Below are 22,476 nucleotides of genomic sequence, written 5' to 3' on the forward strand. Positions count from 1 at the left end.
GAACTTATGATGCCGGATTCTTAACCGGTGTTTAGAATTTGCTGACGCCTTTTTGGGACAATCCGCGCCATGATCGGCGCAATCCTGTCAAATACGCCGGCAACGATCCTGAGAGGAAGCGGTGTCGCGGCTGAACGCGATCCTGGTTCTGGGGAAAATACCCAGGGCCGGGACCAGGCTTCTGCGCGTGCAAGCCAGGCAAGTGCCCAGGCAATTTCTGCCCGTGCCGGCAATTCGCCGACCTTGACCGCACAAGCCGTGATCGCCCTGCAGGAAGCCGACGGTTCTGCCGATGCGCCAGGTCGATCCCGCCAGGCAACTGCACCCGGAAATCCCGAAAGCGAAGAAACCGAGACCGGAACGCCCGCAAATTCGGCGCCTGCTGGCGATAGTGCTGATGCGGAGGCCGAAGCCGCCAACGGTGGAGCTGGCCAGGCGCAGGATGATGCTGCAAAGGACGAAGACCCAGATGGCGACGGCCTTGACCAGGCCGAGGAAAAGCAGGTCGACAAATTGAAACAGCGGGACCAGGAAGTCCGTGCCCATGAGCAGGCACATGCCCGTGTTGGCGGTGCTTATGCCGGGGCGCCCAGCTACACCTTTCAGCAGGGACCGGACGGCAAGCGGTATGCCATAGGGGGCGAGGTCCAGATCGATACCTCCAGGGAACGCACCCCGGAAGCCACGATTCGCAAGATGCAGGTTGTCATTCGCGCTGCGACCGCACCTGCCGATCCGTCTTCTCAGGATCTGAAGGTGGCGCAGCAGGCAAGGGCCCAGATTTCCGAAGCGCAGGCAGAAGTCCGGCAGAAGAAGTCGGAAGAACTGTCCGGGGATGATGACGACGGGAATGTCAATTCCGCCTCCGGTTCCGATCCTGAAGCTGCTGGTACCGGCAGCACGACTGGCCGGAACAATTCTGGCGGCTCGGATAGTGCCGAGAATGCTGGCGGAACGAGCGGGGACAGGGCCCGGGCGGAAACCGCTGCAGCCATTTCCGCCTATCAGTCCGCAGTGGAGCGGACCAATGAAATCCAGTCCCGTCTGTCCGGGCTGGCCACTTGAGCCAGCAATCCTGGTCCTGCACAGAATCGAGACCTGGCTGCAGGCATTTTTTCCTATCGCGGAAGCTGGTTTAAGGCGCTGCTTATTTCACCCGGAATGATGCTTGTCAGGCTGGCACTTGCGTGACAGAAAGACGGCTCCCTTTCGGGCGCTCGCCCTCCCAGAAAATGTTAGCTCCATGTCAGTTTCAATTCAGCGCCAAGCCATTGCCGCGCGTCGTGTCGTTTCGGCGATCTTCTTCATGTGCGGAACCAGTATCGGTACGTGGGCATCGCGAATTCCCAATATCAAGTCTGCAACCGGGCTCGATGAAAGCGGCTTCGGCATTCTTCTGCTTGTCATGGCTTGCGGTGCGTTTGTCGCCTTTCCCATTACCGGAATGCTGATCGACCGCCTGGGCGCGGCCCCCATGACAAAGTTGCTGGCGGTCGCCAACATCATCAGTTTCGTTCTGATCGGTCTTTCGCCCAACGTGGCCTTGCTGACAGCGGCATTGTTCCTGGCAGGGCTGAGCATTGGTGCGCTGGATATTTCCATGAACGGCTGGGGTGCTGAAGTGGAAAAGGCGCTGGAGCGTCCGATCATGTCCTCCTATCACGGGCTGTACAGCCTGGGTGCGGGTGTTGCTGCCCTGGCCGGCGGGCTTGCGATCATGGCGGATCTCAGCGTGCTGTCGCATTTTGTCCTGTGGGGCATCGTGGCGGCGCCATTCCTTGTCTGGTATTGGCGCCAATCCTGGCCGCAGACCAAGGCGGAAAACGAAGATGGCAGCAAGGCGCCGCTTTTCGCGCTGCCCAAGGGGGCTCTGGTGCTGGTCGGGCTGATGGCGCTGGTGGCAGCGCTGGGCGAAGGCGCAGTTACGGACTGGGCCGCGCTCTATCAGATCGAGGATCTTGGCATTGCCGAGTCGATCGCACCCGCCGCTTTCACGATTTTCTCTATCGCCATGGTGATCATGCGCCTGTCCGGTGACAAGGTGATCGCCCGCTTCGGGCCGGTGCCGACCGCGCGGGTCAGTGGTATCGTCGCGCTGCTCGGGTGCATCCTGCTGGTCTCCGGCGCAGGTCTGTGGTCTGTTTGGGCCGGCTGTTTCGTGATGGGCCTTGGGTATGCGGTGCTGTTTCCGCTGGCCATGTCGCGGGCAGCCAGTGATCCGCACATGTCGAAAGGGGCTGCCCTTGCGGCCGTTGCGACACTTGGCTATGGAGCTTTTCTGTTCGGTCCGCCGCTGCTGGGCTTTGTTGGCGACTATCTCTCGCTGAGAGCGTCGTTCATCACCGTTGCGGTGCTGACGGTTGCCATTCCACTGCTTGCAGGGGCGCTCAAGGTCAAGGACTGACGGGCACTGTGGAGACGGTTCACATAACGGGAACGCTGGAAGCGATCACATGACGTCACACAAGAAGGCCCCCGTCGTTGTATCCCTGAACGGTATCGGCAAGGTTTTCGAAAACGGCACAACCGCGCTCGACGATTTCTCGCTGGATGTGCGCGAGGGCGAATTCGTGTCCCTGCTTGGGCCATCCGGGTGCGGCAAGTCGAGTGCGCTCAGGATCATCGCCGGATTGTCCGATCCCAGCACGGGCACCGTTTCCTGGCCGGCGGAGCGAAGCGGGCAGGAGGAACATGAGCTCGGGTTCGTGTTCCAGGAACCGACCCTGATGCCGTGGGCAACGGTTTTTGCCAATGTCTGGTTGCCACTGCGGTTAAAGGGCGTATCTCGCCAGGCTGCCCGGGACAGGGTGATGGAAGCACTTGCGACCGTCGGACTGGCCGACTTTGCAGAAGACTTTCCCCGTCAGTTGTCCGGCGGCATGAAGATGCGGGTCTCGATTGCCCGGGCGCTTGTCACCCGGCCAAAAGTTCTTCTGATGGATGAACCCTTTGCCGCGCTTGACGAAATCACCCGGTTCAAGCTTAACAACGACCTGCTGCACCTGCAGAAGACCTTCGGCTGGACCGTGCTTTTCGTGACGCATTCGGTATTCGAATCCGTCTATCTCTCCAGTCGCATCGTGGTGATGGCCGCCCGGCCAGGCCGGGTGATACGCGAGATGGAAATCGACGCGCCTTACCCGCGAGAAGACAGTTTCCGGACTTCCGCCGAATACAGTCAATATTGCCGCGAGGTTTCCGATGCGCTGCATGGTGCACTTGAGCCGGCTGACGCGCTTTAAAAAGGTGCCGGATGTCCATGGTAATGGTCTGTATCACCGTTCGACAGAGGCACGTCAGCGGTCGGTACATCAAAAGTTAGCTGGATAACAGGCGCCAAGTCTGCGCAGTCTCAGTAAAATCGACTTTTCCCGGGCGAGTGTCATTTGACGGTTAAATACTCCCGCTAGGGTTCCGCCGCATCATTGATGAACGTGATTCGAGTTGATTGGAAGACGGGGTTGCTGCGATGGCTTTTAATTACAAGAAAAGCATAACGTTTCGGCTGGTTCAGGCGGCGAAGGCGCAGCGGGCCCGGTCCGGGGCGCATCTCATGCGAATCGGGCTGCACCCCGGCCAGGAACTGGTGCTGAAGGTTCTGGCAGATACGGACGGGCGCACAATGAGCCAGCTGGCTCTCGCGCTTGGTGTGCAGCCGCCCACCGTCACCAAGATGGTGACCCGGCTTTCCAGTCAGGGATATGTTCGCCGCCAGGTTTCCGACACGGACGGCCGTCTTGCCCGCGTTTATCTGACCGATGTCGGCCGTGAACTGGTGCTGTCGGTGGACAAGGCCTGGAAGCGTCTGGAACGGGAAGCCATGTCCGGTCTGGAGGACAAGGACCGCAAGAAACTGCGGAAGCTGCTGCGGCAGGTCGAGAAGAACCTGTCGATTTCCGTCGACGACGACCCGGAACACGAGGCCGATTTCGACACAGACGGCGATGAAGTCGCGGAAGCCGAAGCCAAGGAAAAAGACAAGGCCAAGGAGAAGGAACTTTCAGTGGCCTGATCCACATCTGGCTCCCGAAACTCCCGTCAGCCGCCAGGTGGCACCATGTGCAGGGCGGCCGGGAAAGATTACAAATCCGTCATTTGAAAAGGGGCTTTGTGCTTCTTACCTCCGTCGCAGCCAGACTGGCACATACGGAGGATGCACACATGCAACTGAGGTATCGGACGATAAACGAGGACCGCGGTGCCCGCCGGGCAGCAGAGCTGCGAGACCGGTTCCGGCACGTGTCGGATGCTTCCATCAACCACCCGCAATTCGGTTTGAGACACGGTGCGCAAGCCCGCACATGGAGCGAGGTCAAATCCCGTCAGTCTCAATTTCAGGAGCTCATGGCCTGGAGTGTGCTGGCGGTGGTGATGGTCTTCATCGGATTGATGATACTCTAGACATCGCTGCCATCCTGGCTGAAACCGACCGGTGACGCTTCGGACAAAGGGGCACCGGCACGAGATGAACACGCGGCGAACGGCTGGACCGTTCGCCGCTTTTTTGTGTCTACCGGCCATGGCCCATCTGGGGGATGCAGGGCTATGGTCTCCGGCGCTAGAGCATTCGCGTTTCACAAACGGTTGATCCGGCTTATGAAGATTGTCGAGGACGTCGCAAGCAACCGCTGTCGTCAACAGCAACTGGGGGAATGCCATGAGTGCCACGATGACTGGGGGGAGAAAGAATTGGTTCGGGCAATCCACAGCCGTCAGGCGCGGCAAAGCTGCCCGGCTCTCTGCGACGCTGGATCACGGCAAAACCCTACGGCCTTTCCTGGCATTCATTGTTCTCCTTGCCGGAACAAGTTCAGCGGCAACCGCGCAGACGCCTGATCCCGAACCGAAATTGCCGGCGGGTCTTGAAGCCGAGATTGAGTCTTGCAAGGCGGATCCAGCGAACCGGATCGGCGGCGCCGCGATTGGCGAGTGCCTGGAGGACCGGGCAGCGGAACGGCGGGCGGAACTGGACCGCAGACGCGAAAAACTCGCTGAACGGCTCTGCAATCCCGCGCATACGAAACAGCTGTTTGAAGGTGGAAAAACCTGGGAGGCGCTGCGCCAGAGCGAATGCGGATTGCTTGGCAAGCTCCCGGGAAATACCGCGTCCTATATCAACATGGCGTCCTGCGAGATGACGCTGGCACTTCAGCAAAGCGAGGCGCTGGCTTTACTGGAGGATTTTGCCAATCCGTGGTGCCCTTCCTACGAACTGGTCGAAGACGCAAGCCGGAAGGGCGAGCCGGTGCCGGGCGAAGCGGTCGAGATTGTGGGCAGCTCCCTGTCGTGGACATTCGAGCCCACGCCAGACGCCCGGATCGTCGTGTCGGACAGTGTGTCCGGAGAGGTCGTTCCACTCGATATCTCTGGTTGCTCGTTTTGTTCGGGTGATGCGGACAATTGCGAGCAGGACGGTATCTACACCATGCGCGAAGACCCGGAACGTCCGCTTTTTGTCGCGGTTTGCCACAAGGGCGCACATTCCCAGCGTCTGACCCTGTTCGACCCGGTTGTCCGGGGCGCTGAACCCGTCGTCGAGAGTACGGGCGAATATTTCATCGAATGGCAGATTCAAAAGGGACGGCTGGAGTACCGGCCGGACGGGGCAGGGGACGCAGTCTGGCCCGAATACGACTGACCAATCGCTGTCGGCTGGACTGCCTTCATTTGAATGCAGGTTCCAGTTCCTCCAGCAAGGCCTTGATCCGCCGCACCCCCGACCGGCCTTTTGGATAAACAGCCTGTAGCCCGGCGGGGGGCAGCTCGAATTCCCGCAGCAATGGCACGAGTTTGCCCGCTGCCAGGTCTTCAGCAACATCCCACTGGGACTTGCGGGCAATCCCGAACCCGGCGAGACACCAGTCGCGCACCAGCCCGCCGTCATTTGCCGTGCGCCGTCCACTGACCGGGCAGCGCACTATCTTGCCGTCGATCAGGAACTGCCAGGAATTGTCGGGCTCGGAGCCAAAACGCATCAGCAGGCAATCGTGCCGGGCAAGGTCCCGGGGATGGTGCGGACGGCCATGGCGTTCCACGTAGGACGGAGCGGCACAGACAATCCGGGCGTTGGCCGCAAGCTTGCGGACGATAAGTGTTGAATCCTTCAACTCGCCATACCGGATCGCAACGTCGTACCCCTGCGAGGCAACGTCCACGAAACCGTCACTCAGGTGAAGATCGATCGTCACGTCCGGATGAGTTTCCAGAAACCGATCCAGCACAGCCCGAAGGCGTGTTCTGCCGAGGTCAAGCGGTGCCGACAGGCGAATGGGTCCGGCCAGTCTTTCCGCGCCTAACCGGATACGGACATCCAGCTCTTCCGCCTCGGCAAGCAGGCGGCGGGCGCCGTCCAGCAGCAAACGTCCTTCCTCGGTCAGACTGAGGGCGCGCGTGCTCCGTGTCAGTAACCTGACGCCATAGTGAGCCTCAAGTGCTGCCAGCCGCTCGGACGTCGTAGCGGGGGAATAGCCCATCTCCCTGCCCGCGGAGGCAATGCCTCCCGTTTCCGCAATGCGCACGAACAGTGCGAGATTGTCCATCATTATTCGAAAATTCCGAATTTTAGTTTCGGAATTGTCTCAATTATCTGGCTCTGTCGCAAGCATTAGGTTCGTGGGCAACAACGGTAGTCCGATGATTGCTGCCGGAAAGGAAACGGGATGCTGCTCGATCATATCACCATTAGAACCCACGATCTGGTGACAACACGTGCCTTCTTCCTTCGGGTCTTCGACGATCTGGAAGAGCGTCCGCGTCCACGCCCCATCCGCCAAATTCCGGGGCACTGGCTCTACTTCGGAAATGAACCGCTCATTCATCTGATCGGAATTCCTCCACACGCAGAAGAGGATCGGCAGGCGGACGGCTGGGACCATATCGGTTTCCGCCTCGAAGGTTACGGGGCTTTCCGGGCAAAGCTGGAACGGCTTGGCATTGCCTATTCTCCCATGGAGCTGCCGGAACTGGGCGAGCGTCGTCTGTTCTTCCGCACGCCCACCGGTCAGCTGATTGAAACCGTCTTTCGGGAAACCGACCAAAGGAGTGCGTGAGATGGCATTTACCCAGGAAACAAGAACCGTCGTCATTGGCGGCACATCCGGCATCGGAAGTGCTGTGGCCGATGCGCTGGAAAGCCGGCCGGGAGAGGTCTTGCGCGCAGGGCGCTCCAATGGACTGGACGTTGAAGACCCGAAAGAGGTTGCTGTCTATTTCACCGCGATCGGTCCGGTTGATCATGTGGTTTTCACGGCCGGCAGCCAGGCGCCGGGTGGACCCGTGTCCGGTCTTGATCTCGAGGCAGCCAAAACCGCTTTCGACACGAAATTCTGGGGTGCGGTCGCGGTGGCGCAAGCTGCGGCCAAGCATGTTCGACCGGGCGGTACCATAACATTCACCAGTGGTTTTCTGGCGCGGCGAACGGTTCCCGGTACCTTTGTGAAAACCACAATGAATGCGGCGCTGGAGGCAGGTGCCAAGGTGCTGGCGAAGGAGCTTGCTCCCGTCCGGGTCAACGTCGTCAGCCCGGGCCTTACCGATACATCCGCTTACGCCGCAATGGATCCAGCCGCCCGGACAGCCATGCTGAACAAGGCTGCAGAGACCCTTCCCGCCGGGCGTTTCGCAAGACCTGCGGATGTGGCGGCAGCCTATCTCCTACTGATCGACAACCCTTCCATGACCGGTGCCGTGATCGATGTCGACGGCGGCGCCCTGATCAACTGACGTTTGTGAAAGGACTTTCCATGGCCAGCCTGTTCGACCGATATGACCTCGGTCCCCTTGCCCTGCCGTCGCGCATCGTGATGGCTCCCATGACGCGCTCGCGCAGTACGCAGCCGGGCAATGTGCCCAATGACATGATGGCGGACTATTACGCCCAACGGGCAAGCGCCGGGATGATTGTCAGCGAGGCCACGCAGATCTCACCTCAGGGCCAGGGTTACAGTTTCACACCCGGCATCCATTCGGCGGAACAGGTCGATGGCTGGCGCAAGGTGACGGACGCCGTTCACCAAAAAGGCGGACGCATGGTGTTGCAGCTCTGGCATGTCGGCCGCATGAGCCATGCCCAGTTCCAGGGTGGAGGCCAGCCGGTTGCCCCTTCGGCCATCGTCCCGGGTGCGTCCATCTGGGCAGTTGATCCGGAGACCGGGCAGGGTGGCATGATCGAATGTCCCGTTCCGCGAGCACTCACGGCTGAAGAGATTTCTGCCATCGTCGAGGACTACCGGACAGCTGCAGCCAACGCCAGGGCAGCCGGGTTTGACGGTGTCGAGATCCATGCCGCCAATGGGTATCTGATCGACGAATTCCTGCGATCGACCTCCAATCGGCGGACGGATGCTTTTGGCGGCAGTCAGGAAAACCGCATCCGGTTTGCGCGGGAAGTGGCCGAAGCCGTTTCAAAAGTCATGGGGGCGGAGCGGACCGGCATTCGCTTTTCACCCTTCATCACCCAGCGCGGCATGGACGATCCGGCCGCACCGCAGACGATCCTGAAGCTCGCCGGGGAACTGGACAAGATCGGTCTTGCCTATGTTCATCTTGCCGAGGCCGATTGGGACGACGCGCCTGAAACGCCCGAAAGCTTCCGGGCTGCCTTGCGAGAGGTCTACTCCGGTACCGTCATTGTTGCCGGTGGCTATACCAAGGTGAAGGCAGACCGGATCCTTGCAGATGGATATGCGGACCTCGTTGCCTTCGGTCGTCCTTTCATCGCGAACCCGGACTTTCCGCGCCGCCTGGCGGACGGAGTGCCGCTTTCCGATTTCGATGGGTCGACTCTCTTCGGTGGTGATGCCGCAGGTTACACAAGCTATCCGGTGGCAGCATGACCACACCAATAAGCAAGGCAGAGATTGCAATGGCGACCGGCAGGGTCGGGACGCATCTGGTGTCGGAAGAAAACGGCGTGAAAATCTGGCATCTCCGACTGGCGCCGGGGGAGACACTGCCTGCCCACCGGCACGAGCGGCCTTATTTCTGGACCGTCCTGACCGATGGCAAGGCCGTTTCACGTCAGGCGGATGGCCGCATTCTGGACGTGACCTACAGGGCGGGTGATACCCGGCATATGTCGGATCTGTCGCCGGATACGGCCTTCGTGCACGACCTCACCAACACGGGCGAAGCAGAACTTGTTTTCGTGACCGTCGAATTCGTTCGGTAAACGGGTTTCGGCAGACAGGACAAACGGAATGGACGATACCTGTTGCTTTGCTTGCGAGCACAGGATCGTCCTTTTCGGCGTCTGCAGCCGCATCAGGCGGCGTATACTTGTGCGTTTATTTTCAGCTTGAATGACGCTATAATTGTGCCCTTGGGTTCCGAAGCCTGGGAGAACGTGCGGTTGGCCGTATTTTGACCGACAAGACGCATATTCTCATCCGACCGTCGGCGGTTGACTGACGTGTCGGCTCGAAGAGACAGGCTCGATTGATTTAACGATTCTCGATACGGTGTTGGTCATGCCGGTAACCAGTGCAGAGCTGAAGCAGCATCTGGAGCAGAACGAAGCGGCTGTCGACAGGGTGTTGCGCCGGGTTCAGGGGTTCACGGATTCCCTGATGACGCTCGACGCCTTGCGCAGTACGGCGGGCATCACCGGGCAGCCTCTTGAAGAACTGCTGGCTGATTATCTGAACGAGGAAAATCTTGGCTGGGAGTTCATGTTCCACCTCACCCAACCAATCGAGCCGATCAACGCGGCCAATTTCGACCTCGAGGATCTCGGTGATTTCGCGCACAAGATGCTGGGCTTCAAGCTGTATGTTTTCGATGAAATAGGGTTTTGCGGTATCGCGACACTCGTGTCTCACCGGCTCGCGCTGACCGCCTGGCATGTAACAGTCAAGGACAAGCGGAAGGAGCGCCGGTCCGGCCTCACGGTTCGCACGCAAGAAGGGAGCAAGTCGCTGCGCGTGCTTGGTGTGCGTTTCGAGATGCCTTGCCATGACGATCAATGGGATGTCGGTCTGCAGGACGGGGATATCCTGCGTGCCAACCCGGATGTCGCCTTGCTCGCCATCGAGCAACCGATGACAACGTATTACGAATTGCCGGCGAAACCTCCGGCGTGGATCACCGGGCGGAGAAAGCTTTGCCTGAGCCACAGACAGGACGACAACGGCAGGGGCGTCACCTTCGTTACCGGTCGTGCGACGATCGATGATCCGCCTCGTATCCAACTGGAATGGGAGGACGGTGTCACCAGACCCGGGTCGTCAGGCGGGTCGGTTTTCGACACGGATCTTGCATTCGCCGGCTTCCATCAGGGACAGCTGAACGGCGTTTCCGAGATCGTTCCTTACGCCACCTTCGCCGGCATAGAGGAATTTACCCAGGCAATTGCGGAGGACCGGGCACCGCCTTACATCTATTCGCTGACAGGGCGTGTCGATGGTCATCTGATTATCGGACGGCAGCGCTATTGTCATGCCATCCATGACGTGGTGCGGGGAGCCGCCCGTCACTTGCGCGGGATCTGGATCAAGCGGATGGAGATCGACCAGACGACGGGACTGGAATTTTCCTACGATCTTTTGTGTCAGGTTCTGGCGCAGAACGGTCAAGCGGCGCAGGTGTTCAGGGTTGAACTGTCTCTGGGAATGGAAGACCTGCTGGAAACGCTGAACGAGAGATTGCACGGCGGAACGCCGCTGCTGGCACGGCCGGGGGCTGCGGACGACGAAACCAGTGAAGGGGCAAGCGACAAGGACCGCGCCAGGCAACTGGTGGACCTCCTGGCCAAGACGACCGGCGCAACCGCGGACAAGCCGAGCTGGATCTATTTCGACAATCCGCGCGGAGGCTTGCGCAAGGCGGCACAACAGCAACTGGAACTGCTTCTGGCAATGATCCTGAGCGATACGCGCCTTCGATTTGTCATGGCCGGTGGAGAGACCTACAGCGTTCCGGGGCCAAAGGCGGAAAATGCCAGTGCGCTGACGGGGCCGGGGGTGATGGTGGATTACATCGGCCAGTTCGACCGCGAGGATGTGCGTCATACGCTTGAGGCGATCAACCGATCGCTGGGGCTTGGCCTGCCGACGCATGTGGTCGATTTCGTTCTGATGCAGGCCCTTCACGGCGTGCAAGCCCAGGGAACGGTCTATCGCAGTGCGGAAGTGAAAACCGTTTCGGAGAATCTGCAAAGGTCTCTCGCACCGTTGCTTCCGGCCGAAGGAGCATCATCGCCATGAGCAAGGACGGTGACCAGCTCGCGGAAGGCCTGAAGGCGGCCATGCGGTTTGCCGCAACGCGCAAAACCTTCACGCCGCGTGATGCGGTGGAGGCGGCGTCCAAGGTCTTGCAGGAGAAGCTGACGCCATTGACGATTGCCCGGCTGCTGACGGAGCTCAACAAGGTCGTCCTGGAAATTTCCTCCGAGCCGGTCTGGTCTCTTCGCAACGGGCCTCGCCATGGTGTGCTCAAGACCATCGAAACACCGGAGGAAGACACACCTGTTGCCAGAGCCCTGCGTGGTGACGAACCGTTCTCGCAGGAGACCATCGAACGACTGATTGCGGAAACACCGGATCTGCCCGAGCAGGATCAGCTCAAACGGATCGAAGAGATATCCGATGACCTCGACAGGGCCGGACCGAGTGCGCCTGCCTATCCGTTGCTGGTGCGCCTGCGCGGTGTCATGAACCGCGTGGATGCCGCAAGGCGGGCCAATGCCATGCTGAGCCGGGAGTTTTTTGGCCGGGAGAAGGAACTGGCCCGCTTGCTCGACTGGTGCGCGCGGCCCCAGGAAAAAACACCTGTCAGCGCCTTGTTCATCACCGGTCTGCCGGGCATCGGCAAATCCTTTCTGATTGACCGGGCAATGGCGGAACACAGGTCTGTTCAAAAGGCGCCAATCGTTCTGCGCCTGGACTTCGACCGGCGCGGGCTGAACCTGGAAGATCCCGACAAGCTGGTGCATGAGCTCTCCCGCCAGCTGGGCGATATCCTGACGGACGAAGCCCCCAGACTGCGCGACCTGAGGCTCAAGTATTCCGGCAATGCGGAAACGACCGGCACGACGGTGAGCAGTACCCTTTTGCCGACCGAGCTGGTCGATGCCATGGGCGCTGCGGTGCGGTCGCATGGCGGGCAGGTGGTCCTGGTGCTGGATACGCTTGAAGTGTTGCGCGGTCATGGCGAAACCCGGCCCATTCTGCTGTTCGAGGTTCTGGACAATCTGGTGCGGGCCGGGCTGTCGCCGATCTCGATCATTGCGGCCGGACGGGGAGATGCGCTCGATTCCGTCCGCAAACGCATCGAGGGACCGCCTCTGGAGCTGGAAGGCCTGAGCGAGACGGAATCCCGCAATCTTCTGGACAAGTTGGGGGCTCCCCCGGATTTGCATGACAGGATCTTCGAACTTTCGCGTGGCAACCCGCTGATGCTGCGGCTTTCAGCCAAGGTAACCCAGGCGGAGGACTTCGATCCGGGTGAACTGGAATACGGCGAAGCAGGCAGCATCACGGAAGCCTATCTTTACCGGGCTATCCTTTCGCGCATTGACGACTCGCTGCTGGCGAAGCTGGCACATCCTGGTCTTGTCCTGCGCCGGATCAGCGCCGAGGCAATCCAGTTCGTTCTGGCGCCGGCGCTCGGGCTCGGTGAGGATATCGATGAAGCTGCGTCCAGGCGACTTTGGCAGGAACTGAGCAGCCACCATTGGCTGGTGGCCGTTGACGGTCAGGACTGGCTGAAACACCGCGGCGACCTGCGGCGGGAAATCCTGCCCATGCTCTACGTCGAAAAGCCGGAGCTGGCCGCAAGAATAGACCGGGCGGCAGCAAACTGGTTCGCCGGGTTCGACCGTGAGACCGCGCTCTATCATGCCTTCCAGGCGACGCGGGCCGGAGACCCGATGCCCGAATTCACCGCAGCCGACGTTGCGGGCCTCAGCGAAGATGAACTGGACGAACTTCCTCTTCCGGCGACGAATGCCATTCTGCAGGAGCGCGGCGAGCGCTCGCGCCGGGCGCGCTACACCAGCAGCGAGCAGGGAACATCCGAACCGGTTCCGACTTCGAAAGCGGAGGAGGTCGAGCCGGAGCTGATCCGCGAACTCGAACTGACCCTTCGGCGGGGCGATGTGTTCGAGGCCGATCATATCTTCACCCTCAACAACGCCTTTCCGCGAAATCCGTCACCTTCCCGTCCCGAAGCTGCTGCCACGCTTGCCTATTTCTGGCTCTCCGGCCAGTGGGCGCGGGCCATGTCCCTTTGGCGGAAGCTGCCGAAATCCTTGCTGGAACGATTGAGCCGGGAAGACCCGGGCCTCTACGGGCTGGTCCTGCTGGAAATCGAAGCGGAAGCGGATTTCGACGGACTTGTCGCCCGGTTGCGTGGTGATGAAAAACTGGCGGCAACAGCCTGGCAGGCGCGTTCCGAGGGTTCCAGGATTGCCCTGAAAGGGGCGCTGGAATTCGCTCTCATGGCCAGCCAGGAAGGGCGCCCGGAGTATGTGGAGATCCTGGATCCGGTTGCCATGTCCGTCTTCAGGTTCGGCGAGAGGGTTTCGGAGTACCCGGCAGATGCAATCCGGCAGGGTGCCAACCGCGCCGAGCGGTTTGCGATCATGACCGGACAGCAGCATCCCGACACGGATCAGCACACCATTGCCCGAATGAACCCTGCGATCGCGCCCTTGAGCGTTCTTGCCCGCATTCAGCACAGTCCGCGCATGGCGCAATATCTGCGCGGCTTTTACGAGGGGTTGCATGAAACGCTGGAGATGCTGGGAACACCTGATCTCTTCGACAGTTTCGAACGCTATTCCAGCGACATCGAGATCGAAGGACCGGAAATTCTGGGAGCACTGGGCCTTACCTGCGACTGGGTAGGGGCATTTGCAGTGTTCAATGCTGTTCCGGATGCGCCGACGGTTGCGCGGGCGGCCGAACGCTGGCGTCGCTTCAGTGGCGGTATCTGGTCCTACCCGGGTACGCCGCCGTCTTACTGGGGCAACGGCGAGAGCGATGTCTTGCTGATGGCGCGGGTCAACAGTCTGATTTCCCGGAAGGATCCGCCGGCAACCGCCCGAGCGCTGTTGCGGCGATTGGCCTATGCGGCCGACTATCCCGACACGGAAGAAGGGGCCCGGCGTGCCCGGAGTGTTTTCGAGCGACGGCTGATGCGGCCTCTGGCAATGGCGATGACCGCGGGCTCTGCCCAGGACATTGCAGCTGCCCTTGCACCCAGGCTCATGGGGCCAGCCCTGACAGCGGCGTTGGCCGTGATCGGGGCTGATGCTGCGAAAAGAAACGAACCGGTCGACGCGTCGACATTGTTCTAGTCGCGTGCGTTTGCAGGTTCGTCAAACACGAAAGAAAGGAGAGAACCGGGCACTGTTCAGGTTCCGTGTTTCCGGCAAGGCCGCAAGCCTCGTCGATGCCCGAACCTATGGGGAATACCGGACAATAATACAGACATTGATATTGGAGGAATTTCCATGAACACGCGAGCATCATTGGAAAGTCAGGGACGGCTCGAAGCATTGAAATCGGGCGGACGGCTTGAGGCTGCGAAACGCGCCATCGAGGCAGGACACCCCTTTGTCGAGCAACTTGGACTGGACATACCGGATACGCTTGATGCGCTGGATATGTCCCTCGGCCAGCTTGAAGCCGCCGGCACGCCGTTGACGCAACTGGAAGCCATCGTGCGACTGGTTACCCGGCCGCCGATGGTTGTTGAAAACGGCGCGGCCTCGCTGATCCCGCTGCCGGATGAATTCGGTGCCGACATAGACATCAAGATCAAGCGGAACGAACACTGGATCGGCTCGGTCGGGCGGGTTGAATTCATCAACCACTCGATGACCTGGGGCGGAACCGCCTGGGTGGTTGGAGAAGAAGCCGATGGCCGGCATCTTCTTGTCGTGACCAACCGGCACGTGGCCAAGATTGTCGCACGCCGAAACGCCAGGGGAGAGGGCGTCTTCATGCGCTCGCCCTTCACGATGGTCCGTTACGGTGCGCGCGTGGATTTCAACGAAGAGGTTGGCGCGTTGCCGTCAGACGAGCGCCCGGCCGAGATCCTTCGCTTCACCTATCTTGCAGATGATGCCAGCGCCGACGTCGCGATCGGGCGGATCGAAAAACCTGCCGGCTTCGCCGTGGCGCCCTTGCCTCTGGTGGATACGGACGCGGAAACGGACGAGATCGTCGCGGTGATCGGCTATCCGGCCTTCGACAGCCGAAACGACCGCACCGAAATGGAGAAGTATTTCAAGGGCCTATACGATGTGAAGCGGTTTGCTCCGGGCAAGATGATGCCGGTTGCGCCGGGAACCGTGCTCAGCCACGACTGCACCACGCTCGGTGGAAACTCCGGCTCGCCGATCCTGAGCCTTGATCGCAACAAGGTGGTGGGGTTGCACTTCGCCGGAGCCTATGGAATTGCCAACAGCGCTGTCAGGGCGAGCACGCTGCGGGACCTTCTGTCAGGCAATCGGCCCACACAGGTCCTGGTCGAGGCTAGCCTTGAACAGGAGGTGGCCGACGGATTCCACGACCCGAACCATTTTATCGGCCGGAACGGCTACGATCCCAACTTCCTGTCGAAAAAGGTCGACTTTCCGAAGTTGCCGGACGGCATGTTCAATCTGGCCAGCCCGACGGATGCGCTCGCCGGCCGTCCGCATGAGCTGCGCTATACCCACTTCGGGCTTCTCTATGATGTCGATCGCAGAAGCCCCGTGGTCACTGTCGTCAACATCGACGGCGAAAAGGCAATCAAGATCAAACGCAAGAAACCGGACAAGTGGTTTTTCGATCGGCGCATTCCGGTGGAAGCGCAGCTCGGCAAGGGCGACTTCCCGGGAGATCTGGACCGGGGACACATGGTTCGGCGCGAGGACCCGAACTGGGGCGATGACCGCCCGGTGGCGCAACTGGCAAACGACGATACGTTCCACTACACGAACGCCTCGCCGCAGCATTCCTCCCTCAACCAGAACCGGTCCACCTGGCAAGGTCTGGAAAACCATATCCTCGACAGCACAAAGACCCATGCCTTCCGGGCAACGGTCTTTACCGGCCCCCTTTTCGACGACGACGAGGATCCGTTCCTCGATGGGGTCGGCATCAATCTGCCCCTGCAGTACTGGAAAGTGGTGGTGATGGATGCCTTGCAGGACGACGGCAGTCTTCGCCTGCACGCGACCGCCTATCTGTTAAGTCAGGGACAGGCCATTCAGAAATACCTGCAGGACCGCCGCGAGACGGAAGCTGTCGAAGGGTTCGCCTTTGGTGAGTACAAGACGTTCCAGGTGTCCGTTGCCTTTCTGGAAGACCTGTCGGGCTTCGATTTCGGACCGTTGAGGGATGCAGACCCGCTGGCGGCGCTTGCAGACGAGCTTGAGCTGCCCGACAGCCGACCGCAGTTTGTCGAGATCACGGGAGCAGATTCTCTGGTCCTGTGAGGAAATGTGAGCCTGCCGTGCGCGTGATATGACCAATCGGTCAGAGCATGCGTCTCGGCGGGTCCCTGCCGTTGCTCAGGTCTTTGCCTTTATCGACAGGGCCGGAGTGGCAGGTGTTTGACATCGACGACTTGAGTTGCGCTAGACCAGGAACGGGTAGCCACCCTCCAGTTTCAGAAGGGCGATCTTTGTTTCCGTACCGCCCGAGCCGGAATATCCGCCAAGGCCGTTCGCCGACAGGATCCGGTGGCAGGGGATGATGATCGGTATCGGGTTGGCTCCGCAGGCCTGGCCGATCGGCTGCCCGTATGTGTCCAGTTCCCTGGCAAGGTCGCCATAGGTGCGGGTTCCGCCATAGGGGATTGCGAGCATTGCCTTGAACACCGCCTGGTGCAGCTCGCCGCCTTTCGGGGCGAGCGGCAGGTCGAAGGTTTTCAGATCACCCGCGAGATAGGCCTGTACCTGGCGTGCCGCTTCCTTGAGCAACGGTGTTTCTTCTTTGCCAGAGGGCCCGTTCCAGTGTAATTGGGTGATTGCGCCGTCAACTTCCGTAATGGAAAGGCGTCCCAGCCATGTTTCAATTTCTGCAACCGGCATAACCGCCCCCGCTTGTCTTTTAAGGTTAGGTAGTGGGTTGGTGCAATTATCTCAACCGGACCGTTCCTGCCGGGACATGTCCGCTACTCTCTTTTTCATCTGCGGATGATCGTTTGAAAAGGGCCGCCGCCGATGGCGCATGACAGTCAGCACCGTTCGACCGGCAATGCCGCCGCTGCCACGGCGCCGCTCGCCGGGATCGGTCTCATCGTGCTGGCTTGCCTCAGTTTTTCCGTTCTGGATGCAACGGCCAAATACATGTCGGCCAGCCTGCCGACGCTGCAGATCGTCTGGATGCGGTTCGTCAGTCATGTGATCCTGTCGCTGGTCCTGTTCCAGGTCTGGAAGAAACCTTCGCTCCTGAAGACGAACCGGCCGGTCCTGCAGATCGTGCGGTCGTTCTGTCTGCTCGGCACCACCATTTTCAACTTCCTGGCGGTTCGTTACCTGCAGCTGGCCGAAACAATGTCGATCATGTTCGCCGCGCCATTCGTCATCACCGCCCTTGCCGGGCCGCTGCTGGGTGAATGGGCCGGATTACGCCGCTGGATTGCGATCATTGTCGGCTTCATCGGGGTTCTGGTGGTCACCCGGCCAGGACTTGGCGGTATGCACTGGGCGGCGATCTATTCGGTTGCGGCCATGTCCTTTTACGCGGTCTATGCGCTGCTGACACGCCAGCTCACGGCAACAGATAGCTCTGCCGGAATGCTGATCATTTCAGGTATTGTCGCAGCCATTGCCATGGCGCCGGCTGGTATCTCGGTCTGGGTCACGCCTCCGGACCTGTGGACATGGGTTCTGCTGTTCGCGACCGGCGCTTTTGGTGCGGGTGGGCATTTCCTGTTCATCATGGCGCACAGGATCGCGCCTGCACCGGTGCTGGCGCCCTTCATCTATACGCAGATTGTCTGGATGATCGCGCTTGGCTTCCTGATCTTCGACGACGTGCCCACGTATACGACCATTCTCGGAGCAGCCATCGTCGTCGCGTCAGGCCTCTACATCCTCTACCGGGAACGCGTGAAGGGGATCTGATCAAGGCTGCATCTGCCCGCACGCTGGCCTTAGGCGGTTGACGGGATTGGTTAGTTCCCGTCTTAATACCCGCCGGGGTTAAAACAACCGCCGGTCAGGAAGGATCGCCAGCCTTTAAGGGAGGTGTGGGATGGAGCTGAACCGCCGCAGGTTCTTGACAGGGGCAGCAGCCACGGCAGGCACATTGGCCTTGCCGCAGATGGCGCACGCCAATGCAGCTGCAAACGCTTATTTCAGTGGCTATCAGGAAGATAGCGGATTTCAATACAGAAGAACCAACTTCAAGAAGATCGATCCCGTCTGGCATCGGCAGATGGTGAAGTATTTCAGTGACGAGCCACCCGGCACCGTGGTGGTCGATACCAACAATCACTTCCTGTACTGGGTATGGGAAAACAACACCGCGCTTCGTTATGGCGTTGGCGTCGGGCGTGAAGGCTTCCAGTGGTTCGGCCGCGCCCGGATTGACCGCAAGGCCCTTTGGCCGAGGTGGGTGCCGCCACCGGAGATGCTGAAGCGGCAGCCGGATCTTCCAAGAATGGTCGAAGGCGGAGCTGCCAACAATCCACTCGGGCCACGGGCCTTGTATCTCTATCGGGATGGAAGCGATCTCGGGTACCGGCTGCACGGCACGCTGGAGCCCTGGAGCATCGGCCATGATGTGTCGAGTGGCTGCGTGCGCATGTTCCCGGAAGACATTGTCGACCTTTACCAGCGCTGCCCCAAGGGGACCGGCGTTCTGGTGCTGGAGCATCTTGGAGAGAAAGCGGGCTGAGCCCGTTCATCCGGAGCAATTTGCAATCGACCGGCGGAGCTGCAGTCGAAGGGGCTGAGGGCTGCCGGGCGAGGGGGAAACTGAAAGAGGATTTGGGGGCTTTCCTTGGAAAATACATTTGGCCGGATCGGCCGGGGCGCAGTCTTTGCGCTCATGATCGGATTTGGAGTCGCCGGCTGCAACAGCGCCGGTGGATTGTCGTCACCCGACGTGACCAACGCACCGGCCGCCGGTTTCGGAAATATTTCGTCGGGTTCGGAAGAAGAATTCATCATCAATGTCGGTCGCCGGGTCTATTTCGACCAGGGCTCGGCTGTGGTCACCGATGAGGCTCGCATCACAATCGAAAATCAGGCCAAGTGGCTGAAGTCGAACAAGAAGTGGCTGGTCAAGATCCAGGGCCACGCCGACGATCCGGGCAGCGAGGCTGCGCAGAAGACATTGTCGACCCAACGGGCGAACGCGGTCATGGCCGAACTGGTCAAACTGGGGGTCAATCCCAAGCGCATGTGGGTGAAGGGGTATGGCGTGGAGCGTCCGGTGACGGATTGCGACAAGGTCACCTGTCAGTCGCAGAACCGCAGGGTTGTCGTCAATCTACGTGAGGAATTCGACGATTCCGCTCCCGCTGGACGGCGCTGATCCTTGTGAGGGGCTTCGATCCCAAACTTCGGAAAAACAGAAAAACCTGTTTACCCAGAGGGGAGAGGGCTATAACGGTCTCTCCCAACGCCGCTGCGGTTATTGAGAAATAGGAATGTCTGAAGACAACGGTTCCCCTCCCTCCCAGCCGGAATTTCCGCAAAAGCCTGGTAAAAGGCTCACTCTCGGGCACATTGCCGACCAGCTCGGTATTTCCACGGCAACCGTGTCGCTGGCGCTTCGGGACAGTCCGCTTGTTGCCGAGGAAACCAGGGCGAAGGTCAAGCAGACCGCGGAGGAGATCGGATATATTTACAACCGGTCGGCGGCTTCTCTCAGAACCGCCCGCAGCCAGATTGTGGGCGTTGCCGTTCATGACATCCTGAACCCTTACTTCGCCGAAGTCTTTTCTGCGCTCGAGGACGTTCTGGAAGAGCAGGGGCAGATGATCTTCATCTGCAACCACCGCGACGACGTCAAACGCCAGCGTGCGTTCGTCAACACGCTGCTGCAGCACCGCGCGGACGGATTGATCCTGTGTCCTTCGGTCGGAACCTCGGCCGAAGAGATCAACAGGCTGGTGGACCAGGGGATACCCGTGACGCTGGTGGCGCGCGAGGTTCCGGGGGTCTGGGCACCGTGCGTACGCGGTGACGATCTTGCCGGCACCTATCAGATCACCAAGCACCTGATCAAACAGGGACACAAGGACATCGCCATGGTTGGCGGACGCCGTGGCAGCTCGACCGGCCGCTACCGCAATGCCGGCTGGCGCAAGGCGCTGGAAGAAGCGGGGATCGATCCCGCAAGCCAGCTTGACCTGCCGGAGCTGATGACCCAGGCCGATGGCCGGGCCGCAGTGCCGAAGATCCTGGAAGCCGAACATCGCCCCACAGCCATCGTCGGCTTCAACGATCTCGTCGCCCTTGGAATGATGACCACGTTCCGGCGAGCGGGGATCGAGCCGGGGCCGGACATGGCGATTACCGGTTACGACGATATCGACGGCGCTGATGCGCGTACGCCGGCGCTGACGACGGTGTCAGCCCAGCCGGACAAGATCGGACGGTTGGCAGCACTGACCCTGCTGCGCCAGATCGCGGGTGACCGCGTGCCCAATACGCCCATCGTGATCGAACCCGATGTGCGGATCCGTGAAAGCTCGCCGCCTCCCGGCGTGCGACTGGCCCCCAAGCTGGCCGACTAGACAAGTCGGCTGGCGATTGCCGCCTGCTTTTTAAAGGCCGTCAGATCATCCGGTCGCCCTTCGCCTGTCCGCGATGACTGCAACGTGGCTCGTCATGTTCGGATGCAAAAACGGGCGGCCAGAGCCGCCCGTTCCAGGTGTTCCTGCTGTCTCAGGTCAACGCGGCTCGTCCGCCAGTCCCTTGAAGATGGCGTAGCAGGCCAGCAACAGCACGATCGTGAAGGGGAACCCGGTCGAGACCGCCATTGCCTGCAGGGCACCCAGGCCCCCGCCAAGCAGAAGCGCGATGGCGACCAGACCTTCGAAGGTACACCAGAACACGCGCTGCGGCACCGGCGCATCGACCTTGCCGCCTGCCGTGATCGTGTCGATCACCAGAGAGCCGGAGTCCGAGGAGGTGACGAAGAACACGATGACCAGAATGATGGCGATGAACGAGGTGATCGATGCCATCGGCAGATCGGCGAGCATGCCGAACAGCGACAGTTCGGGGCTGTAGCTCGCGATCACGTATTCATGCACCTGGCTGTCGTTGCTGGCCAGGACCTGTTCGATGGCGGTGCCGCCGAACGCTGTCATCCAGATTACGGACACGATGGTCGGAATGATCAGGACGCAGACGATGAACTCCCGAACAGTGCGGCCACGGCTGACGCGTGCAATGAACATGCCGACAAACGGCGACCAGGAAATCCACCAGGCCCAGTAGAACGATGTCCAACCCTGGCGGAAGCTGTCGTCCTCGCGGCCGAACGGCATCGACAGCGGTACGATTTCCCTGCCGTAGGCAATAATGTTGGAGAAGAAGTCGGAGACCAGCGTTGCGGTCGGACCAGCGGCAATCACGAACACCAGCAGCAGAGCCGCAATCAGCATGTTGATTTCCGACAGAACCTTCACGCCGCCGTCGAGACCACGCAGAACCGAGACCAGCGCAACGCCGGTGATGCCGATGATCAACACGACCTGTGCCGTGGTGCTGACAGGTATGCCGAAAACGAAATCGAGACCTGCATTTGCCTGCTGGGCGCCAAAGCCAAGTGAGGTCGCAAGACCGAAAAGGGTCGCGAACACGGCCAGGATATCGATGACATGGCCCGGCCAGCCCCAGGTGCGCTCACCGAAAATCGGATAGAACACCGAGCGCATGGTCAGCGGCAGACCCTTGTTGAAGGAGAAGATCGCAAGAGCAAGTGCAACCACGGCGTAGATCGCCCAGGGGTGCAGGCCCCAGTGGAAGATGGTTGCGGCCATGCCCATGGCCTTCGCGGCCGCGACATTTTCCGGAATGATATTGCCGTCGGCGTCGAAGGGTTTTGGCACACCGATCGGCTCGGAAAAGGCCATGTGATAGACCGGTTCCAGAACGCCGAAGAACATCAGGCCAATGCCCATGCCGGCGGCGAACAGCATGGCGAACCAGCCGAAGTAGGTATAGTCAGGCTCGGCGTCCTTGCCACCGATGCGGACGTTGCCGAGGGGGGTGACGATCAGCGCCAGGCAGACGAGGACGAAGACGTTGCCGGAGATGATGAAGAACCAGTCGAGGTTAGATGTCAGCCACTTGCGCAGATGATCGAACATCGGGCCGACTTCGGTCTGAAAGGCAAGGGTCAGAAAGACGAAGGCAACGATGGTCAGGCCAGAGACCAGGAAAACCGGATTGTGGATGTCGAGGCTGAAAGGGCCGACAGAAGTTTCGATGTTGTCCTGGCCAATCTCGTATTCGGTGTCGATGAGATTGGCGGCGCCTTCCGGATCCGGAATGCCTTGATTGTCGCTCATGGGAGC

At 60.4% G+C, this 22,476-nt stretch carries 20 protein-coding genes; 17 read left to right on the forward strand and 3 right to left on the reverse strand.

The features are described 5' to 3' along the window. Positions 1 to 69 precede the first annotated feature (69 nt). The 6 genes from ACYQ6M_RS00220 (at position 70) to ACYQ6M_RS00245 (ending at position 5,638) form a co-directional block, all read left to right on the forward strand. Complete coding sequence (locus ACYQ6M_RS00220) at positions 70 to 1,065, forward strand: putative metalloprotease CJM1_0395 family protein (protein WP_460071477.1); 996 nt, start codon at positions 70 to 72, stop codon at positions 1,063 to 1,065. Between the two features lie 178 nt (positions 1,066 to 1,243). Next, entirely contained in the window at positions 1,244 to 2,404 is a 1,161-nt protein-coding gene (locus tag ACYQ6M_RS00225) for an MFS transporter (protein ID WP_055661140.1), read from the forward strand. Positions 2,405 to 2,453: 49 nt separating this feature from the next. Further along, positions 2,454 to 3,242, forward strand: a complete 789-nt coding sequence (locus ACYQ6M_RS00230; protein WP_062486936.1) for an ABC transporter ATP-binding protein — start codon at positions 2,454 to 2,456, stop codon at positions 3,240 to 3,242. A 227-nt stretch (positions 3,243 to 3,469) separates the two neighbouring features. After that, complete coding sequence (locus tag ACYQ6M_RS00235; protein ID WP_062486938.1) at positions 3,470 to 4,012, forward strand: MarR family winged helix-turn-helix transcriptional regulator; 543 nt, start codon at positions 3,470 to 3,472, stop codon at positions 4,010 to 4,012. 149 nt (positions 4,013 to 4,161) lie between these two features. Next, the gene (locus ACYQ6M_RS00240; protein ID WP_447239006.1) at positions 4,162 to 4,401 is read left to right on the forward strand and encodes a hypothetical protein; all 240 of its coding nucleotides are present in this window, start codon (positions 4,162 to 4,164) and stop codon (positions 4,399 to 4,401) included. Between the two features lie 256 nt (positions 4,402 to 4,657). Continuing rightward, on the forward strand, positions 4,658 to 5,638 hold the full coding sequence (locus tag ACYQ6M_RS00245; RefSeq protein WP_460071481.1) for a hypothetical protein: 981 nt from the start codon (positions 4,658 to 4,660) through the stop codon (positions 5,636 to 5,638). Between the two features lie 25 nt (positions 5,639 to 5,663). Here the strand turns inward: ACYQ6M_RS00245 and ACYQ6M_RS00250 are convergent, their stop codons facing one another. Then, positions 5,664 to 6,542 carry a LysR family transcriptional regulator gene (locus tag ACYQ6M_RS00250; protein ID WP_460071484.1) on the reverse strand — a complete coding sequence of 293 codons (879 nt, stop codon included), beginning with the start codon at positions 6,540 to 6,542 and terminating at the stop codon, positions 5,664 to 5,666. A 117-nt stretch (positions 6,543 to 6,659) separates the two neighbouring features. Between ACYQ6M_RS00250 and ACYQ6M_RS00255 the strand changes: the two genes are divergently transcribed. From ACYQ6M_RS00255 to ACYQ6M_RS00285, 7 genes are all read left to right on the forward strand, one after another. Next, the gene (locus ACYQ6M_RS00255; RefSeq protein ID WP_209171397.1) at positions 6,660 to 7,049 is read left to right on the forward strand and encodes a VOC family protein; all 390 of its coding nucleotides are present in this window, start codon (positions 6,660 to 6,662) and stop codon (positions 7,047 to 7,049) included. Position 7,050: 1 nt separating this feature from the next. Continuing rightward, the gene (locus ACYQ6M_RS00260; RefSeq protein WP_460071487.1) at positions 7,051 to 7,722 is read left to right on the forward strand and encodes an SDR family oxidoreductase; all 672 of its coding nucleotides are present in this window, start codon (positions 7,051 to 7,053) and stop codon (positions 7,720 to 7,722) included. Positions 7,723 to 7,742: 20 nt separating this feature from the next. Beyond that, complete coding sequence (locus ACYQ6M_RS00265) at positions 7,743 to 8,834, forward strand: alkene reductase (RefSeq protein ID WP_460071489.1); 1,092 nt, start codon at positions 7,743 to 7,745, stop codon at positions 8,832 to 8,834. Next, positions 8,831 to 9,169, forward strand: coding sequence for a cupin domain-containing protein (locus ACYQ6M_RS00270; protein ID WP_460071491.1), 339 nt, complete (start codon positions 8,831 to 8,833; stop codon positions 9,167 to 9,169). Before ACYQ6M_RS00265 ends, ACYQ6M_RS00270 begins: the two co-directional genes overlap by 4 nt. A gap of 298 nt (positions 9,170 to 9,467) precedes the next feature. Continuing rightward, entirely contained in the window at positions 9,468 to 11,201 is a 1,734-nt protein-coding gene (locus tag ACYQ6M_RS00275) for a trypsin-like peptidase domain-containing protein (protein WP_209171401.1), read from the forward strand. Continuing rightward, positions 11,198 to 14,296 (forward strand): AAA family ATPase, encoded by a 3,099-nt coding sequence (locus tag ACYQ6M_RS00280; RefSeq protein WP_460071493.1) that lies wholly within the window; start codon positions 11,198 to 11,200, stop codon positions 14,294 to 14,296. The genes ACYQ6M_RS00275 and ACYQ6M_RS00280 overlap by 4 nt, the downstream gene beginning before the upstream one ends. A 156-nt stretch (positions 14,297 to 14,452) precedes the next feature. After that, positions 14,453 to 16,426: a DNA/RNA non-specific endonuclease gene (locus tag ACYQ6M_RS00285; RefSeq protein WP_460071495.1), complete on the forward strand. Its 1,974-nt coding sequence runs from the start codon at positions 14,453 to 14,455 to the stop codon at positions 16,424 to 16,426. Between the two features lie 141 nt (positions 16,427 to 16,567). Here ACYQ6M_RS00285 and ACYQ6M_RS00290 read toward each other — a convergent pair whose 3' ends face one another. Beyond that, complete coding sequence (locus tag ACYQ6M_RS00290) at positions 16,568 to 17,023, reverse strand: methylated-DNA--[protein]-cysteine S-methyltransferase (protein ID WP_023003661.1); 456 nt, start codon at positions 17,021 to 17,023, stop codon at positions 16,568 to 16,570. Between the two features lie 132 nt (positions 17,024 to 17,155). Here ACYQ6M_RS00290 and ACYQ6M_RS00295 point away from each other — a divergent pair, with 132 nt between their 5' ends. From ACYQ6M_RS00295 to ACYQ6M_RS00310, 4 genes are all read left to right on the forward strand, one after another. After that, positions 17,156 to 18,061 carry a DMT family transporter gene (locus ACYQ6M_RS00295; protein ID WP_023003659.1) on the forward strand — a complete coding sequence of 302 codons (906 nt, stop codon included), beginning with the start codon at positions 17,156 to 17,158 and terminating at the stop codon, positions 18,059 to 18,061. Between the two features lie 130 nt (positions 18,062 to 18,191). Beyond that, positions 18,192 to 18,836: a L,D-transpeptidase gene (locus tag ACYQ6M_RS00300; protein WP_447238997.1), complete on the forward strand. Its 645-nt coding sequence runs from the start codon at positions 18,192 to 18,194 to the stop codon at positions 18,834 to 18,836. A 105-nt stretch (positions 18,837 to 18,941) separates the two neighbouring features. Next, positions 18,942 to 19,478, forward strand: coding sequence for an OmpA family protein (locus ACYQ6M_RS00305; RefSeq protein ID WP_023003655.1), 537 nt, complete (start codon positions 18,942 to 18,944; stop codon positions 19,476 to 19,478). A gap of 115 nt (positions 19,479 to 19,593) precedes the next feature. Further along, a complete protein-coding gene (locus tag ACYQ6M_RS00310; protein ID WP_055661151.1) occupies positions 19,594 to 20,685 on the forward strand; it encodes a LacI family DNA-binding transcriptional regulator in 1,092 nt (363 codons plus the stop codon). 156 nt (positions 20,686 to 20,841) lie between these two features. Here ACYQ6M_RS00310 and ACYQ6M_RS00315 read toward each other — a convergent pair whose 3' ends face one another. Further along, complete coding sequence (locus ACYQ6M_RS00315; RefSeq protein ID WP_055661152.1) at positions 20,842 to 22,470, reverse strand: BCCT family transporter; 1,629 nt, start codon at positions 22,468 to 22,470, stop codon at positions 20,842 to 20,844. Positions 22,471 to 22,476: the final 6 nt, after the last annotated feature.

The organism is Roseibium sp. ROS1 (assembly GCF_054658215.1).

What these genes read in the sequence shown, in the direction of transcription:
- ACYQ6M_RS00240 (WP_447239006.1), top strand. Translation starts at nt 4,162, where the DNA reads ATGCAACTGAGGTATCGGACGATAAACGAGGACCGCGGTGCCCGCCGG.
- ACYQ6M_RS00280 (WP_460071493.1), top strand. Translation starts at nt 11,198, where the DNA reads ATGAGCAAGGACGGTGACCAGCTCGCGGAAGGCCTGAAGGCGGCCATG.
- ACYQ6M_RS00310 (WP_055661151.1), top strand. Translation starts at nt 19,594, where the DNA reads ATGTCTGAAGACAACGGTTCCCCTCCCTCCCAGCCGGAATTTCCGCAA.
- ACYQ6M_RS00260 (WP_460071487.1), top strand. Translation starts at nt 7,051, where the DNA reads ATGGCATTTACCCAGGAAACAAGAACCGTCGTCATTGGCGGCACATCC.
- ACYQ6M_RS00300 (WP_447238997.1), top strand. Translation starts at nt 18,192, where the DNA reads ATGGAGCTGAACCGCCGCAGGTTCTTGACAGGGGCAGCAGCCACGGCA.
- ACYQ6M_RS00270 (WP_460071491.1), top strand. Translation starts at nt 8,831, where the DNA reads ATGACCACACCAATAAGCAAGGCAGAGATTGCAATGGCGACCGGCAGG.
- ACYQ6M_RS00250 (WP_460071484.1), bottom strand. Translation starts at nt 6,542, where the DNA reads ATGATGGACAATCTCGCACTGTTCGTGCGCATTGCGGAAACGGGAGGC.
- ACYQ6M_RS00235 (WP_062486938.1), top strand. Translation starts at nt 3,470, where the DNA reads ATGGCTTTTAATTACAAGAAAAGCATAACGTTTCGGCTGGTTCAGGCG.
- ACYQ6M_RS00265 (WP_460071489.1), top strand. Translation starts at nt 7,743, where the DNA reads ATGGCCAGCCTGTTCGACCGATATGACCTCGGTCCCCTTGCCCTGCCG.
- ACYQ6M_RS00275 (WP_209171401.1), top strand. Translation starts at nt 9,468, where the DNA reads ATGCCGGTAACCAGTGCAGAGCTGAAGCAGCATCTGGAGCAGAACGAA.
- ACYQ6M_RS00290 (WP_023003661.1), bottom strand. Translation starts at nt 17,023, where the DNA reads ATGCCGGTTGCAGAAATTGAAACATGGCTGGGACGCCTTTCCATTACG.
- ACYQ6M_RS00255 (WP_209171397.1), top strand. Translation starts at nt 6,660, where the DNA reads ATGCTGCTCGATCATATCACCATTAGAACCCACGATCTGGTGACAACA.
- ACYQ6M_RS00295 (WP_023003659.1), top strand. Translation starts at nt 17,156, where the DNA reads ATGGCGCATGACAGTCAGCACCGTTCGACCGGCAATGCCGCCGCTGCC.
- ACYQ6M_RS00220 (WP_460071477.1), top strand. Translation starts at nt 70, where the DNA reads ATGATCGGCGCAATCCTGTCAAATACGCCGGCAACGATCCTGAGAGGA.
- ACYQ6M_RS00285 (WP_460071495.1), top strand. Translation starts at nt 14,453, where the DNA reads ATGAACACGCGAGCATCATTGGAAAGTCAGGGACGGCTCGAAGCATTG.
- ACYQ6M_RS00315 (WP_055661152.1), bottom strand. Translation starts at nt 22,470, where the DNA reads ATGAGCGACAATCAAGGCATTCCGGATCCGGAAGGCGCCGCCAATCTC.
- ACYQ6M_RS00230 (WP_062486936.1), top strand. Translation starts at nt 2,454, where the DNA reads ATGACGTCACACAAGAAGGCCCCCGTCGTTGTATCCCTGAACGGTATC.
- ACYQ6M_RS00225 (WP_055661140.1), top strand. Translation starts at nt 1,244, where the DNA reads ATGTCAGTTTCAATTCAGCGCCAAGCCATTGCCGCGCGTCGTGTCGTT.
- ACYQ6M_RS00245 (WP_460071481.1), top strand. Translation starts at nt 4,658, where the DNA reads ATGAGTGCCACGATGACTGGGGGGAGAAAGAATTGGTTCGGGCAATCC.